The sequence below is a fragment of the Psychrobacter sp. 1Y10 genome (assembly GCF_052259005.1).
Lineage (GTDB): Bacteria > Pseudomonadota > Gammaproteobacteria > Pseudomonadales > Moraxellaceae > Psychrobacter > Psychrobacter saeujeotis.
On sequence record NZ_JBQQES010000002.1, the window covers coordinates 1 to 15870 of the forward strand.

12 protein-coding genes and 4 tRNA genes are annotated in these 15870 nt (G+C 42.2%); 5 read left to right on the forward strand and 11 right to left on the reverse strand.

Going from position 1 to position 15870, the window contains the following annotated elements:
* The 9 genes from ACTXGH_RS02995 to ACTXGH_RS03035 form a co-directional block, all read right to left on the reverse strand.
* Nucleotides 1–335, reverse strand: a 335-nt coding sequence (locus ACTXGH_RS02995; protein WP_439295652.1) for a GTP-binding protein, incomplete at its 3' end; no start/stop codon positions are given.
* A 406-nt stretch (nt 336–741) separates the two neighbouring features.
* Nucleotides 742–816, reverse strand: a tRNA-Thr gene (locus ACTXGH_RS03000).
* A gap of 106 nt (nt 817–922) precedes the next feature.
* Nucleotides 923–996, reverse strand: a tRNA-Gly gene (locus ACTXGH_RS03005).
* Between the two features lie 113 nt (nt 997–1109).
* A tRNA-Tyr gene (locus ACTXGH_RS03010) sits at nt 1110–1193 on the reverse strand.
* A gap of 66 nt (nt 1194–1259) precedes the next feature.
* Nucleotides 1260–1335 (reverse strand) — tRNA-Thr (locus tag ACTXGH_RS03015).
* Between the two features lie 256 nt (nt 1336–1591).
* Nucleotides 1592–3088: an anthranilate synthase component I family protein gene (locus ACTXGH_RS03020; RefSeq protein WP_439262631.1), complete on the reverse strand. Its 1497-nt coding sequence runs from the start codon at nt 3086–3088 to the stop codon at nt 1592–1594.
* A gap of 278 nt (nt 3089–3366) precedes the next feature.
* Entirely contained in the window at nt 3367–4365 is a 999-nt protein-coding gene (locus ACTXGH_RS03025) for an FHA domain-containing protein (RefSeq protein ID WP_439262632.1), read from the reverse strand.
* Nucleotides 4366–4448: 83 nt separating this feature from the next.
* On the reverse strand, nt 4449–5303 hold the full coding sequence (locus tag ACTXGH_RS03030) for an RsiV family protein (protein ID WP_439262634.1): 855 nt from the start codon (nt 5301–5303) through the stop codon (nt 4449–4451).
* Between the two features lie 203 nt (nt 5304–5506).
* Nucleotides 5507–7129: a peptide chain release factor 3 gene (locus tag ACTXGH_RS03035; RefSeq protein ID WP_439295651.1), complete on the reverse strand. Its 1623-nt coding sequence runs from the start codon at nt 7127–7129 to the stop codon at nt 5507–5509.
* A 318-nt stretch (nt 7130–7447) separates the two neighbouring features.
* Here ACTXGH_RS03035 and ACTXGH_RS03040 point away from each other — a divergent pair, with 318 nt between their 5' ends.
* Nucleotides 7448–8800: an MBL fold metallo-hydrolase gene (locus ACTXGH_RS03040; protein ID WP_439295650.1), complete on the forward strand. Its 1353-nt coding sequence runs from the start codon at nt 7448–7450 to the stop codon at nt 8798–8800.
* Between the two features lie 52 nt (nt 8801–8852).
* On the opposite strand, the gene ACTXGH_RS03045 is transcribed toward ACTXGH_RS03040, so the two are convergent.
* Entirely contained in the window at nt 8853–9773 is a 921-nt protein-coding gene (locus tag ACTXGH_RS03045) for a hypothetical protein (protein WP_439295649.1), read from the reverse strand.
* Between the two features lie 299 nt (nt 9774–10072).
* Here ACTXGH_RS03045 and ACTXGH_RS03050 point away from each other — a divergent pair, with 299 nt between their 5' ends.
* Entirely contained in the window at nt 10073–10489 is a 417-nt protein-coding gene (locus tag ACTXGH_RS03050) for an organic hydroperoxide resistance protein (RefSeq protein ID WP_439262639.1), read from the forward strand.
* Nucleotides 10490–10687: 198 nt separating this feature from the next.
* The gene (gene polA, locus ACTXGH_RS03055) at nt 10688–13642 is read left to right on the forward strand and encodes a DNA polymerase I (RefSeq protein WP_439295648.1); all 2955 of its coding nucleotides are present in this window, start codon (nt 10688–10690) and stop codon (nt 13640–13642) included.
* Nucleotides 13643–13784: 142 nt separating this feature from the next.
* On the opposite strand, the gene ACTXGH_RS03060 is transcribed toward polA, so the two are convergent.
* Nucleotides 13785–14237, reverse strand: coding sequence for a hypothetical protein (locus ACTXGH_RS03060; protein WP_439295647.1), 453 nt, complete (start codon nt 14235–14237; stop codon nt 13785–13787).
* A gap of 224 nt (nt 14238–14461) precedes the next feature.
* On the opposite strand from ACTXGH_RS03060, the gene ACTXGH_RS03065 reads away from it, so the two are divergent.
* Entirely contained in the window at nt 14462–14899 is a 438-nt protein-coding gene (locus tag ACTXGH_RS03065; protein WP_439295646.1) for a MarR family winged helix-turn-helix transcriptional regulator, read from the forward strand.
* Between the two features lie 285 nt (nt 14900–15184).
* Entirely contained in the window at nt 15185–15715 is a 531-nt protein-coding gene (locus tag ACTXGH_RS03070) for a hypothetical protein (RefSeq protein WP_439295645.1), read from the forward strand.
* Nucleotides 15716–15870: the final 155 nt, after the last annotated feature.

Consider the following 15870-nt stretch of genomic DNA (forward strand, 5'->3'; position numbering starts at 1 on the left):
GGGCCATCAGTTGCTGATACGACTAGGATTGCGCCGTCCATTTGAGCGGCACCAGTGATCATGTTTTTAACATAGTCGGCGTGACCTGGGCAATCAACGTGCGCGTAGTGACGAGTGTCGGTGTCATATTCTACGTGTGAGGTGTTGATGGTGATGCCACGTGCTTTTTCTTCTGGTGCGCTATCGATAGACGCGTAGTCTTTGGCTTCGCCGCCAGAGGTGATTGCTGCTACGGTTGCGATTGCGGCAGTCAATGTGGTTTTGCCATGGTCAACGTGTCCGATGGTGCCGACGTTGACGTGGGGCTTGTTGCGTTCAAACTTGGCCTTTGCCATGGGTAGTTCCTCTTTATTGATGAATCTTTATGCTTAAAAAATATTAAACAGTAAGATCGGTAAATAGCTATTTGACGGTTTATGACAGAGTTAAAACCATCAAACCGTTGACGCTAGGATAAATCTAACAAACTTTTACTATCAGTATAGAGATACGATTCGAACACTATACTAACATTTTCAGTCTACTCAGTACATATGATCGGTTTATGTTGAATAACTGATGTATTCACAATGTACTGACAGCACTAAAAGGCAACACCTCAGTGTCACCTTTAAATCTTAATCCGCCACACTAACTTTAGAATTTTCGACAGTCTATTAATTTTCAACATTCTGTATGGTTGATATCGACGTAACATTATTTAAAAGTAGCGAAGCAAACACAAAAAGCATAATCAATAAATGGAGCTCATATCGAGAATTGAACTCGAGACCTCTCCCTTACCAAGGGAGTGCTCTACCGCTGAGCTATATGAGCATATCTTAGCCAGCCTATAAGCTGTACTAAAAAAAATATCACGATACAGTAATAATATACTGATTGTCGTGATGATTTATTGGTAATTTTTGCGTTGGTGTATATATGGAGCGGGTGGCGGGAATCGAACCCGCGTCATTAGCTTGGAAGGCTAAGGTGTTACCATTATACCACACCCGCAATGACTCTTATGCAAAGTGACTCTTATAGTATGAATACAAAACAGTATTATAAATATAAAGAGTAATTATGTATAACGAGTATGCTTGGCGTTATGACAAACTACAGAAATATGGTGGTGGGAGAAGGATTCGAACCTTCGAAGCTTTCGCGACAGATTTACAGTCTGTTGGGTTTGACCGCTCCCCAATCCCACCTTAGGTTGCTTTGAATAAACAGACTTTAATATAAAGCAAATTTATAAAAAGCTACTTTGAAAGAGATGGTGCCGACTGCCGGGATCGAACTGGCGACCTACTGATTACAAGTCAGTTGCTCTACCAACTGAGCTAAGTCGGCTTGTTCTCTCAAAGTGGTGGCTATTCTATCAAATATTTTGACAGACGCAAGCCCTTTTTTATTTTTTTTACACTTATTTTAATAAAAATTTTCAAGCACTTGATTGCATTGGATTTTTTTATAAAAATACTGGTTACGATTTATGCCGCACTTTCATTGTAGCCACAACACATCACGTCTTTTTTCATTAAGCTAAGTATGAATCAAATAACATAGGTTTAATAATACCAGACCGCTAGTCTTTAACCAAGTCGTACTAATGAATACGTAACCCATCACAAGCCATCTTTACCGCCTTGACCAATGCTAGTGCTTTTTTATTGGTTTCGTCCCACTCTGCTTCTGGCACTGAATCAGCAACTACCCCTGCCCCCGCTTGAATATGTATCTTACCGCGGCGCATCACCGCCGTACGTATGGCAATCGCAGTATCCATATTGCCATGCCAACCCAGATAACCTACTGAGCCGCCAAACACAGTTCGACGTACTGGTTCGACCTCGTCAATCACTTGCATGGCACGAATTTTGGGTGCACCTGATAGTGTACCTGCTGGAAAAGTCGCACAGAATACATCCAGCGCGTCTTTGTCAGCTAGTATTCTACCTTCGACGTTAGAGGCAATGTGCATCACTTGCGAATAGCGCTCTACAAACATCTTCTCGGTAACTTTGACACTGCCATACTCGCAGACACGGCCGATATCATTACGACCAAGATCAATTAGCATCAAGTGCTCAGCGATTTCTTTTTTATCAGCCAGTAGCTCTATTTCAAGTGCTAGATCTTCTGCTTCATCTTGACCGCGTTTACGTGTGCCTGCCAGTGGACGCACTGTCACTGTCCCATCTTCGATACGTGATAGAATCTCAGGAGAGGCACCAATAATGTCAAAACGTTTGTGGTCATCAAGCGTATAGCCATGTACTAAAAACAGATAAGGTGACGGATTTAAAAATCTTAACGCTCGATACACTGCCAGCGAGTCTCCTTTATAGTCCGCAGTTAAACGCTGAGCGGGAACGACCTGCATAACGTCCCCTTCTAATATATAATTTTTTATCTTATTGACATCATTGCAATACTTCTCTTGTCCAGTTTGCGATTCAAATTTTGGTGTGGGCATGATGGGCGTACTCAAGTCTGGCATCTCAGCCAGCTTATCTTCGATTTTCTCAAGCTCTCGAATCGCTGCACCATAGCCATCCTTATCATTACAATCTGCATAAACGATGATGGACAAAGTGTTTTCTAAATTATCAAAGACGATGACACTCATCGAGAGCATTAACCACATATCAGGTAGCGACATGGGGTTTGGCGCATCAGACAATCCAACGCTTGGTTCAATAACGCGTATCATGTCATAACCGAAGTAGCCCACCAGCCCGCCACTAAAGCTTGGTAGTGCTTCGATCTCATTTGGTGTGGGCATTTTATACTGCGCCATAAGCTTTCTAATATAATCAAATGGATCATCGACTGCGTCACTATCAATCTGATCGTCTCTTTTGATGGTCATATAACCGTCTGTGTACTGTAAGATTAAATCGCTACCCAGACCAATCATAGAATAACGCGCCCAGCGCTCACCGCCTACGACTGACTCAAACAAATAAGCTGAACCGCTTAAATCACGTACTCTAGAAAACACAGAAACTGGTGTTTGAGCATCCATTAAGCGTTTTTTGACAAGGGGGGCGTGACTATAACCTTGTGTTTTAAATGCGTTATATTCTTCAAAGGTCATCATAGTAAAAAGTCTCTTAACACCAAATAGGCAAAAGATAAAAATAGCAGTAGCAAAAAGACAGTACATGCTCGGCGTTGAAATAAATAGAGCATAAACCTGTCAAGAAATGAGGATGGACCAAATTTAGCTACAGTATAGCCAGCCAGTATAACAAAACTGGCCAGCGTTAGTATTATTTAGCACTACTGTACTGTTCGGCTCATCTCTTTAGTTATAAGGCATCTTCTATAACTGATTGGTGCCAGCTAGCAAACTGTATAAACGATCAAAATAAGCGATTAAACGCCGCCCATGTTAAATAACCATAGAGCAATTCCGATGATAATAATGACGATAAATACCCATATGAACCAACTACCGCTTGGTTTTTTCTCTGGATGTCCTGTATTAGCAGGATTGTTGACAGCTTGATCCATTGCATTATTGCCTTCAGTTCCTAGATCGCGACCTTGACCTAGATTGGCAGTACCAGAAAACTGCGCTGAGGCAGCTTGTTTGGCGCGTAGTACATCTGGATCTGACTCTTCTTGTAAAGTGGTTTTAGTCGTCTTATCGTGCTCTGGAGCATCATCTGGCTCTTGATGCGCAGTTGGCTGTTTTGCTATTGGCTCGTTAACTGTTGGCTCATGGTTTAGCGTCTCTTTAGACTTATCATTAGACATCACTGTCTCCTTAGCTGTGGCCGTACTCGGTGCTGAAGTAGATTGAGAAGTAGTTTCTGTTGCCGTATTAGTTAGTGTTTCTACGGATTCACTAGTGGTAGATGAGAGGACTTCTGTGACTATGGTATCTTTGACCACTGGCTCATTGACAGCTGTCTCATCTACTACGCTTTCAGTCAGCACGCTATCTTTGTCTGTCGCCGTGCTTTGCTTGGTCGCAGGTTCAACTGGCGCGGCTGCTACTGGTGTGACCGGATCAGTATCTACCTGCGGGGCAGCAACCTTAAAGACAAAACTTGCAAAACCAACCGTATCATTTGTATTAAGATGAGTAGACTTATTGCCCTCAATGCGCTCATCATTGATAAATGTCCCGTTTGATGAGTCCAAATCTTTAATATATAAATCTCCGTTTAAGACACTAAGTAACGCATGATTGCGTGATACTGCCTTACTACCAAGTACGACATCGTTGTCGTTACCGCGTCCGATGGACAAACTGTCATCAACCGTCAGTGTTAAATCACCCAACGCTTCAGTCATTGCGTTAAGCTGCCAAGTCGTTGTCTCTTCTTTAGTCTTTAGCAGGTTGTTGTCATCTAAGTTATTCGTCATCTTGCGACTCCTTATTATAAATTTTTGAAAATATGACCAAATACCATCTTTGGTCATACCGGAAGTTGTTGTTTGTCTTTATTTTACTGTGGCATGAAATAAGGCTTGATAATGGTGTTTAGCTTATCATACGGGATACTTAGCACTGGCATACCGTAGGCATAAGGACCGATAGAGTAATGCTGGTAACGAATATCGATGCCTTTATCCGTTAAAGTTATGTTGTCACTGAACACGAAAGGCCAGCTTTGCTCATAATCATGAGTGTCGCTGGCAACTGTACCGACCCACTTCTTATAAGCATCGTACGCCAATGCCTCAAAGTCTGACTTTTTGCCCTTTTGCAACATGTCTACCAGCTGCACCTGTTGCTTCGTTGTGGAATCAAATACGAGATATTCGCTATACGGCATTCCATGGGCACCGCCTGTAAATATATAGGAATGTATCTCAAATAACTCAAAGTTATCTACATGTCCTAGATATTTAGGCTCTATCGTTAAACGATAAGTAAAAACGCTATCTGCAGGCAAATCAGAAAATTGTGAGGCTGCAAAGTCATCAATAGCTGCTCTAACATCGGCGTGACTATTTTTATTGTTGATAGGTGCCGACTCAGACATTTTACTGTTTACAACTAGATCGTTAATACGTCCATTAACAACCCCGTTTAGCCAGTCATGATTGGTTTTAAGATATTTGATGTCAATTTTTGGACAGTTTTCACGTTTAATACAGCGTTCTTGTAAATGTTTTGGTAAATTATAATCAAGATAGTCTGTTGCACTGATCAAAGTAGTCGCATTGGTAGATAAACTAAAAGCACTCAATAAGATGGCAACGCCAAAAGTAGCAATCGGCTTTATACCTTTGATTGTATTTATATTTTTATTAAATTGTGAATGCTTTATCACATGATAATAAGTAGCTATTGACATATATCCTCTTTAATTAATAGACGACATTTATAGATATTCTACCGTAATCAAAATCTATTATTGTAGGAACACTGTTTTAGCGATCAGTTTTTAATAACATGGCCTAATACTTTCAATGAATCATACAAACAAAAAAGACACGGCCAGCGTGTCTTTTAAGAATATATTATAGGACTAAATAATAACCTCTAGCATCATTGATTTTAGTGCTCGCGAGTATTGCTAAAAGTCACTTCTGGATAGCGATCTTGCATCAGTTGCAAGTTAACACGCGATGGCGCCAAATATGTTAAGTAGCCACCGCCATCTATCGACAACTGATCATGCGCTTTTTTCTTAAATTTTGCCAGCGCTACTTCATCGTCACAATGAATCCAGCGTACTGTAGCGATGGAGACGGGTTCAAAAGTACACTGCACCTTATATTCTTCTTTTAGTCGATGCGCGACCACTTCAAACTGGAGCACACCCACTGCGCCTAGAATTAAATCGTTATTAATCTGCGGCATAAAGACCTGAGTAGCTCCTTCCTCACTAAGCTGCTGTAAACCTTTTTGCAATGCTTTAGATTTTAATGGGTCTTTTAGTACTACACGGCGAAACAGTTCGGGCGCAAAATGTGGAATACCGGTAAAGTTCAACTCCTCGCCTTCGGTAAAGCTGTCGCCGATAGAGATCGTACCGTGATTGTGTAAGCCAATAATATCACCTGGATAGGCTTCTTCTAATGCTTCACGGTCACCTGCAAGAAAAGTCAGGGCATCAGCAATCCGTACGTCTTTGCCCAGACGCACATGCTTCATTTTCATACCTTTCTCGTACTTGCCTGAGCAAACCCTTAAAAACGCAATGCGGTCACGGTGACGCGGATCCATATTGGCCTGAATTTTAAAAACAAAGCCGCTGAATTCAGTTTCAGTCGCTGCCACTTCGCGCTCATGAGTCGGATGCGCTTTGGGCGATGGGGCATATTTGACTAGAGTATCCAGCACCATATTGACCCCAAAATTACCTAGCGCTGTACCGAACAGTACTGGTGTCATCTCGCCTGTTAAAAACTCCTCAACACTAAAGTCTTCTAGCGCCATTTGTACCAGCTCAAGCGACTCTTCAAAAGCATTAAACATCAGCTCACCCAGACGCTCGCGTATATCAGGATAGTCATAACCGTCCCGCGTTTCAGCGACGCTCATATCACCACCATGACCTTTTTCATAAAGATAGGTCTTGTTTTCGGTTAAGTGATATACCCCAACGAAATCTTGACCCATACCAATAGGCCACGTCATAGGCACGCATTTGATTTTTAGTACACTCTCAATTTCACTAAGCAGCTCAAGCGGTTCGCGAATCTGACGATCCAGCTTATTGACGAACGAGATGATTGGTGTATCACGCATCCGGCAAACTTCCATCAGTTTGATGGTACGCTCCTCCACCCCTTTTGCGCCATCGACCATCATCAGTGCGCTATCAACGGCGGTCAAGGTACGATAAGTATCTTCACTAAAATCAGCGTGACCGGGGGTATCTAGTAGATTGACCATATGATCTTTATAAGGGAACTGCATGACTGAGGTCGTAATAGAGATACCGCGCTCTTGTTCCATACTCATCCAATCAGAGGTTGCATGACGATCGGTTTTGCGGCCTTTGACTTCACCAACCACTTGGATCGCTTGACCCCATAACAGTAGCTTTTCGGTCATAGTAGTCTTACCCGCATCAGGATGCGAAATAATGGCAAAGGTGCGGCGTTTGGCGACTTCGCGAGCAAGCTTGGCAGGAGGTAACTTAGTGGCTGAAGGTTTAGAATCTGCGCTCATAATGAATAACTTATCGTTAAATTTTGGAAAGGAAAAACAGAAGGTAATACAGATAGAGGTGAAAATTTAGTGCGCTTATTGTAGCCGATTTATGGTTTGGATGCTATTTTTGCTTAAGGTACTGATACGCTGAAACAATACACCTACTTATAATATATAGCTTGATACTGTGCCAGTACTATTTATTTGCTACTCTTTTAAAAAGACGAAATTTAATATAGATGTTAAATCTAGATATTGAATACAATTATTAAACACAGCTATTGAATACAGTTACTTCAATGATATTTAGCCACCAATATTTATAAGGGAATAATTATGCTACTTGAGAAAATAAAGACACCCGGACTCGCTCACTTGTCCTATCTGGTAGGCTCAGGTGGAAAAGCAGCAGTCATTGACCCACGCCGCGACTGTAACATTTATGTCGAAAAAGCACGTGCTGCTGGGCTGAAAATTACCCATATCTTCGAAACTCACCGTAATGAAGACTTGGTTTCTGGTGCGCCAATTCTAGCAGAATTGACTGGTGCAGTAGTACTACATGGGCCAAATCCTGAAAAGCCTATCACTTATGCTCAAACAACTCATGAGAATGACTGCTTTGCCATCGGTCAGCTTGAGATTCGCGTACTAGAGACACCTGGTCACACTGATGATCATATTAGCTTTGTGTTATTTGATAGCGCCTATCCAGAACAAGCTGTCGGGGTTTTCACAGGGGATGCGCTATTCGTGGGCGATGTTGGGCGTACGGACTTTTATCCCAATCGACGTAAGGAAGTGGCAGGTCTGCTCTATGACTCATTACAAAAAATTTTAGCGCTTGGCGATCAAGCCCTTATTTATCCTGCCCATGGGGCTGGGTCAGTGTGCGGCTCAGGTATGGCTGCGCGTGAGTTTTCAAGTGTCGGCCATGAAAGACTGAATAATCCGCGCCTGCAGATTGAGAGTCGTGACGTATTTATCGATGTCAAAATCAACGAAAACCATTATCAACCCCCTTATTTTCGCTTGATGGAGCGCCTCAATATGGAAGGCGGTGACGCCGCGCCGCGCATTATGCGTCCGCGTCATCTATCGCTTGATGAGCTTAAAACCTGTGACGCGGATCATCTCATCGATATTCGAGAACCGATGGCTTATGCTGCCGGTCATCTGCCTGGTGCTATGAGCCTGCCGGTGGGGATGATCTCCGCTTTTGCTGGTTGGTTTATCTCTGATGGCGAAAGCATAGCACTGATTGCCGCCAATGAAGAGCAGCTTGCTACCGCCATGGAGCATTTGGTACGCATCGCCCTTGATAATATCGTCGGTGGCTATGTCGGTGTGGTGCCTGCTGCCGCGCAAGGTCAAAAGATACAATCAACACCTATGATCGATACTGCTGAGGTTGAAGAAAGGCTCAACGTTAATAAAGACGACTGGACCCTGCTTGACGTCCGCGACGCTGATGAAAGAGCTTCTGCTGCAATTAAAGGATCTGAACATATCTATGTCGGTCATCTTAACGAACGTTGGCATAAACTTGATAAAAACCAGCACTATACGTTGATGTGTGGTAGTGGCGCACGGGCGACAGTTGCAGCAGGATGGCTTGCAAGCCAAGGGTTTAAAAATCTCGATATCTATCTTGGCTCAATGAGTGCATGGCAGGCTGCACATAACTGATGTCATCGTCGATAGTACATAATCAACGTTTGTGCAAATGCCAAAACAGCTATTAATAGTAGCGTCTAATTTGGTCTTCTAAGAAGTCAGCCGCTACCTCATTAACTAAAGTGCAATCAACCACCCCGCGTCTACTGTTTTCGTTGGGGCGCGGTGCATTACTGTCAATGTAATCGGCTTCATAGATACGGTCGTCATAATCAACGGCTCTGAATATATATTCTGGTTCATTGTCAAAAGCAAAATACCTGATCTGCGCAGTTTTTAGTTGATTGTTGATACCGGTATTTGAGCGAGTGGTACTGAAATTTCGATTATCGCTAAAACGATTTTCAGTCATATCGACCCAATCATCAAGATCGTCGTAACGGGTTCTGTCCTTATCATTGAAAACAAAAAACGAGCGGTCACTGGTCGTCACAGGGATATAACAAACAGAACCTGTTGGAAACTCTATATTTGGCGGAATGTTTGGATAATTATTCAAATCAGTGAGAATCCCTCGGCTACTAGTCAGACTATTGCCAAGACTATAACTACCAGCGCTGACTCCAGACAGATCTAGTTTTCTATAGCTCGTTTCGTAATTAAATTTATTACTACTATTTGTCTCATAAATTGGCTGTCTGACGTTTCGCCCATTGACTTCGATATAGCGATCTTCAAGTGTGCCCTCAAAATTGTCTGATAGCACAATTGATCGTTCTAAATCATTAATGTTTTGCGCATTAAAGCTTCCTATAATGTTGGTTACATCAATATCACGCTCACCATCGCTATATTCGGTATCAATACGCGCCACAGCTTCCCTTCCAGTCTGGCGATCGATACCTTTATCAAAACTTGCCAGCGTCAGCTCATTGTTACTGCTTGAACCAAAAATGCCATTGTCTTCCTCGTCACACCCAACAAGCCCAATCGCTAATAAAGAAATAGCAAGCGGTGCAAGAAGTTGTTTATGCGCTTTTTTCATCGCCAGATATCCTTATTTGTCGATAATGGAGCGTTATTAAATACTCTTTCACTAAATATATAGTGAGTGGCTATCGCCTAATCTCTTCTCATTTGACGGCTACTATTAGCTTACACTAATCGTTAAGCTACCTCCACATGTGGCCAGTATTTCATTTACTAAACCAAAAGACTTGCTTACAAATTCATAGTATAGGGTTACCACTGTTATATAGAGTCGCACCAAAGATTTGCTATGCTAAATGAGTTGTATGGCTAATACGATGCATCTACCATAAAAACCAAGGAAAAAGGACAATTATGAAAACTCTATATTCTACCAAAGCAACTACTACTGGCGGCCGTGCAGGTTCAGCCAGCTTAGCTGATAGTGATCTCAGCATCAATATGGTAGCGCCAGGTTCTGGAAAAGAAGGTAATAACCCAGAGCAGCTATTCGCCATGGGCTATAGCGCCTGTTTCGATAGCGCACTTGGTGCAGTCAAACAAATGGAAAAAGCCAAATTTGATTCGACTACTCAAATAGAAGTAGATTTGCTACAAGGTGAAGGGCATGACTACAAGTTAGCAGCAAAAATTCATGTGACTGGCGAAAATACCGACCTGTCTGCTGATGAGTTCCAAAAACTCGTTGAAAAGGCTCATCAAGTCTGCCCGTACTCAAAGGCGACACGTGGTAATATTGATGTTGAAGTGACTTCAGAAGTAAAAAGCTAAGCTGTATCATGAGTTGATAAACAGAACTGTTGTTAGCAAAGCCCAGCAAGTCTGGGCTTTGTTGTTTTTAACCTTTATAGTTAAATAACGCTTATAGTCATATACATTTTAACTTTTGAGCCATTCGGCACGCGCTGATTTTATCGTTATAATGGTTGATATTTTTTGATTTTATCCAATAGCTGATAAGTGACCTCTATGACCGATAATGACCACAATTCGCACTCACCTATTAATCCTAATACGCTACCAAATTTCGACAATATGCCCAATGTGGCGACCATGGATACTAGCCATGTAGATAAAGACCAGCCGCCATTTATCTTAGTAGATGGCTCGTACTATCTGTTTCGTACCTATCACGCACTGCCAAAGACCATGCAAAACTCGCAAGGCCTGATAACCAATGCCATACGCGGCACACTAAACGCTTTGTTGAAGCTTATGCGACGCTATCATCCAACGCATATGGCCGTTTGCTTTGATACCAAATCTCCGACCTTTCGCCATGCTATGTCTGCTGAATATAAGGCGGCACGCCCGCCCATTGATATTGAGTTGGTTGAGCAAATTCCTTATATTCATCATCTGGTAGCGGCGCTTGGGATTCCTTTATTGCGTATAGAAGGCGCAGAAGCCGATGATATTATTGGCACCCTTGCCTATCGCGCGGTTGAGCAAGGCCATCACGTGGTCATCTCGACTGGTGACAAGGATATGATGCAGTTGATCAATGATTGTGTGATATTGGAAGATAGCTTTACAGGCAAAATCACTGATAGTGCAGGCGTGATAGAGAAGTTCGGGATTGAGCCTCATCAGATGATTGACTTTTTGACCTTGATGGGCGACTCATCAGACGGCATCAAAGGCGTGCCTGGTATCGGTAAAAAAACGGCCAAAGACTTGCTTAATAAATACGGCAATATCGATACAATGCTCAAAAACGTTGCTGAAATTAAAGGTCGCGCTGGTAAAAATTTGGTCGAATATGCCGATGATATTCCGTTCAATGCAAAGCTTGCGACCATTGTGACCGACTTGGCCATCGGACAAGATTGGACAGACCTTATAATAAATACTGACCCCTGCGCCCATATTGATGAGCTACGCAAGCTGTATAGTGAGCTTGAATTTAAAAATGAGTTGGCCTCTCTTGATCACCCAAACCATCCTGCCAATGGTAGCGCAAGCATCGCTGACAGTCAGGCCGATGCTGAGTCGCAAGCGCAAGTCGCTAAATCCTTGCAATCTAATATGATTGATAATATTAAAGACAGTAAAAGCCATGAAAAAGCGTGGCATACCGTGCTTGATATGCCCGCTTTTGAGAGCCTACTTGAGCAGCTTACAAACGCAGCGCATTTCGTTATCGATACCGAGACGACTAGTATTTATTGGCGACAAGCCGAAATTGTCGGCTTATCTTTTGCCGTGCAGGCCCATGAGGCTTATTATGTACCGCTCACGCATCGCTTAGAAGGTGATGAGCTGATCGAAAAGCAGCTTGATCGCGATACAGTGCTGTCGCGACTTAAACCCATTTTAGAAAATCCAAACATTGGCAAGATTGGTCAACATCTAAAATACGACGCGCATATCATGAGTCATTACGATATTGATCTGGTCGGTGCGTTACATGAGTCACCCAATAATTGGGCGATGGATACTATGCTCGCAAGCTACGTTATCAATGCTGCGGTTACTCGTCATGGTATGGATGATCTTGCACGTCACTATTTGCAAACACAAACCATCAGTTATGAATATGTCGCTGGCAAAGGCGCTAAGCAAGTTAGCTTTGATCAAGTGGCTATCGATATTGCCAGCGATTATGCTTGTGAAGATGCCGACATTACTTATCAGCTCTTTGATCTATTTCATAAGCAACTTGCTGAGGATGACAACAACGCCAAACTACTGCACGAGCTAGAGATTCCAACAGCCCAAATTCTTTGTCAAATGGAAGCGCATGGTATTTTGATTAAGCGCTCTTTCCTCAATGAGCTGTCTAAACGCTTTGATGAAGAGATCATAGCACTTGAAAAACGTGCCTATGAAATCGCTGGCGAAGAATTTAACTTAGGCTCACCAAAGCAGCTCGGTGAGATGCTATTTGATAAGCTTGGCGTCCCTGGTGGTAAAAAAACCAAGTCAGGACAGTACTCTACTGGTGAAGCTATATTGTCCAAGATTGATCACCCATTAGTAGAAATCGTACTAGAATACCGCGGCTTATCTAAGCTTAAAAGCACCTATACCGATGCACTTGATGCCGTAGCCGATAACGAGACTGATCGTGTGCATACTAGCTACCATCAAGCATTGACCAGTACCGGACGTCTATCGTCAACTGATCCTAATTTACAAAACATACCAATTCGTACAGTGACAGGTCGCTTGATTCGCCAGGCTTTTATTGCCCCAAAAGGACGCGTTATTTTGGCAGCGGATTACTCACAGGTTGAGCTGCGCCTCATGGCACACTTCTCAGAAGACGCCAACTTAACTCACGCTTTTAAAGAAGGGCTGGATATTCACGCCGCGACTGCTGCGGAGGTACTTGGCAAAGATGTTGAAGCAGTCACTGCCACTGAGCGCCGCAATGCCAAAGCCATTAACTTTGGTCTACTCTATGGTATGAGCGCCTTTGGGCTGGCAAAACAACTCCAAATGAGCCGCGGTGAGGCACAAGATTATATCGATATGTACTTTGATCGCTATCCGGGGGTTAAGCAATATATGGTTGATACACGTGCCAGTGCTGTCAATCGTGGTTATGTCGAGACTATACTGGGTCGTAAGCTCTATACGCCTGATATCAATCATAGCAACCGCATGGTCAAACAAGGCGCCGAACGTGCTGCGATTAACGCACCACTCCAAGGCTCAGCTGCTGATTTGATTAAACTTGCCATGATTGCTGTCGATAAAGTACTGCCTAAAGAGCAGGCGAAAATGTTACTACAAGTCCACGATGAACTGGTGTTTGAAGTAGATAGCGATAAGGTAGAAGAGATTAGCCAACTCATTACTGATGCCATGCAAGATGTCTTAACGGCCACTGCGGTTGAAAAGGGTTGGCATGTAGACTTTGCTGTGCCGTTATTAGTTGAGACTGATAGTGGTCAGAATTGGGATGAGGCGCATTAGAGTTTAATGTTGGTAGAGGATCAGTTGGTTTGTTCAGTGCTCGTAGAAAAAGCTGAACAAACCACTCCATTTACTCTACTCGTAGATACATTTAAAACTTTAGAATGTATATTCTAAAGGCCACTTCACTAAATAGACAGACTTACATCGCTCCTTTTCTTCTACGAATACCAAGCCCGTCACGGATATTAAGCCCCATAAGCGTCAAGTTTGCGGCTCCTACTATCAGCTCGACACCCTGTACGATATAAAACGTGCTACCAAAGCGGCCCAAGCTTGCCAAATAGCTTAAATAAAATGCCGACGGTAATAGTATAATCAGTCCATTCATAACAATAAATGGCATGCGTTTTTTCTTAGCCAATACATTGGGGTGTTTCACTTTGACGCTAAGCTTGCTACCCGACATGCCTGCAATTATCATAGTTGGAATAAAAAAGATGAAAGCGTAGAGAATGCTTTGCTTCACCATAGCAATGGTTTCATAAGACATAAATAGCTCACTGATAAGCGTACTTAACCAAAAGCTTAGAATAAAGAAAAACCCTAAAAAACCAGTGGTAGCATGAATTTTGACTAAATATCGACGATCCATTGTTATTCTCCAGCAGTGCTTTTAGTAGCATGGCGTTAGCGATAAACTATTTACCAAATAGCGTTAACAACACTTTAAAAGCTCTAAACTTTTAGACGCAAACTTAATCTAATCGCTTCATACTTGAATATTAACATAGCATGCTATATAAATACATAGCAAGCTATATTTATATCATATTAGAAAATATCTTGTTCAAAATATACTTATATAGAGAATAGATCATGACCTTTAAAACTGAATCTACAGGGTATCTTGCTAATCATCTTGCTAGGTTGTACGCCATTTTGCTCAATGAACAGATAAAACCGTTAGGCATTAGTACAGCTCACTTCCCCATTCTGCTTGAGCTATGGCAACAAGATGGTATAACGCAAAATGACTTGGTACAGCTAGGTAATTTATCACAGGCGACAATTGCCAATACTCTCAATAGAATGGAACGCGATGGATTGATCACGCGTGTAGCGGATAAAAAAGATGCACGGGTCAAACACATCTTGCTGACGAAAAAAGCTAGAACGCTTGAAACCAAAGCCATTAATTGCGCCAGACAGGTCAACCAACAGTCGCTGTCAGTCTTGACTGAGGAAGAACAAAAACAGTTTAATATGTTGATGCAACGGGTAATTATTAGACAGCGGGAACTGGTAGCAGAATAACACTTTACGCGAAAGTACCAGCTTACATCGAAACTAACATCACTACCTGTAGATAAAGGCCATTATTTTTCTACTCTTTTAAGCATCAAGCTTTTGCTCTAGTGAAAGTCGATTTTTAATAAGATGAGTCCTAAAATGACTGGTGACCAGTTAGTTATATTTTGAAATGCTGTTTTGTATTAGCTGGACGTATAATATACTTCACCTACGTTTTTATAACTGATGATCTAAAGTGAGCCCTTGGGTTCACTTTTTTATTTTTTGCAAAACCAGGAGCCCTTTATTTTGGCTACAGATGGCATCATCGAAATACCCGGTCTTATACTTATTATTGTCTGCTTGCTACGCTGTGCCCAGTATGTAGTACAAAGTCATAGCAAGCAAAGTCGTTATTTTTGGCTCGCATCAGTGCTCGTATTTTTTGCTGTGCTTCGCCGAGAGTTAAACTACTTACCAGAACTGCTTATTTCAAGCGAATTTTCGCTACTTGGTCGTTCTTATGACTGGTGGGAAGATGGTGTGCTGACCGTTGTCTATATTGTCATCATTGGATTGCTCGTTTATTCATGGCGTTATCTTGAAGCCGTCTTAAAAGGTGTCGATGTAGCATTATATGTCCTCGTAGTCATACTGGCGATAATACAGTATATGGGCGAGAATGCGATTGTGTTCCCTTATGCCGTTGGCGGCATCATTGAAGAGTTAGCAGAAACTGCTATTTATGGTACTGCTTTGTTTTATGTATGGAAATTTAAGTTAGCTGATTTTGAAACTCAGACAGTAGAAAACCTAAATTTAAAAACCGCAAGACGATAGCAAGTAGAGTTGACTATGATATGTACCTTAGCGATTAACTTTGCTTATTAATTTGCTATACTCAATATAAGCTCGAGGGACAATAGCAGTGTTTATAACAGTGCCGACTTTATTGATACCTATACTAAGGGTGTTGCTAAATATCGTGACTTAGC

What these genes read in the sequence shown, in the direction of transcription:
- ACTXGH_RS03020 (WP_439262631.1), bottom strand. Translation starts at nt 3,088, where the DNA reads ATGATGACCTTTGAAGAATATAACGCATTTAAAACACAAGGTTATAGT.
- ACTXGH_RS03025 (WP_439262632.1), bottom strand. Translation starts at nt 4,365, where the DNA reads ATGACGAATAACTTAGATGACAACAACCTGCTAAAGACTAAAGAAGAG.
- ACTXGH_RS03030 (WP_439262634.1), bottom strand. Translation starts at nt 5,303, where the DNA reads ATGTCAATAGCTACTTATTATCATGTGATAAAGCATTCACAATTTAAT.
- ACTXGH_RS03035 (WP_439295651.1), bottom strand. Translation starts at nt 7,129, where the DNA reads ATGAGCGCAGATTCTAAACCTTCAGCCACTAAGTTACCTCCTGCCAAG.
- ACTXGH_RS03040 (WP_439295650.1), top strand. Translation starts at nt 7,448, where the DNA reads ATGCTACTTGAGAAAATAAAGACACCCGGACTCGCTCACTTGTCCTAT.
- ACTXGH_RS03045 (WP_439295649.1), bottom strand. Translation starts at nt 9,773, where the DNA reads ATGAAAAAAGCGCATAAACAACTTCTTGCACCGCTTGCTATTTCTTTA.
- ACTXGH_RS03050 (WP_439262639.1), top strand. Translation starts at nt 10,073, where the DNA reads ATGAAAACTCTATATTCTACCAAAGCAACTACTACTGGCGGCCGTGCA.
- polA (WP_439295648.1), top strand. Translation starts at nt 10,688, where the DNA reads ATGACCGATAATGACCACAATTCGCACTCACCTATTAATCCTAATACG.
- ACTXGH_RS03060 (WP_439295647.1), bottom strand. Translation starts at nt 14,237, where the DNA reads ATGGATCGTCGATATTTAGTCAAAATTCATGCTACCACTGGTTTTTTA.
- ACTXGH_RS03065 (WP_439295646.1), top strand. Translation starts at nt 14,462, where the DNA reads ATGACCTTTAAAACTGAATCTACAGGGTATCTTGCTAATCATCTTGCT.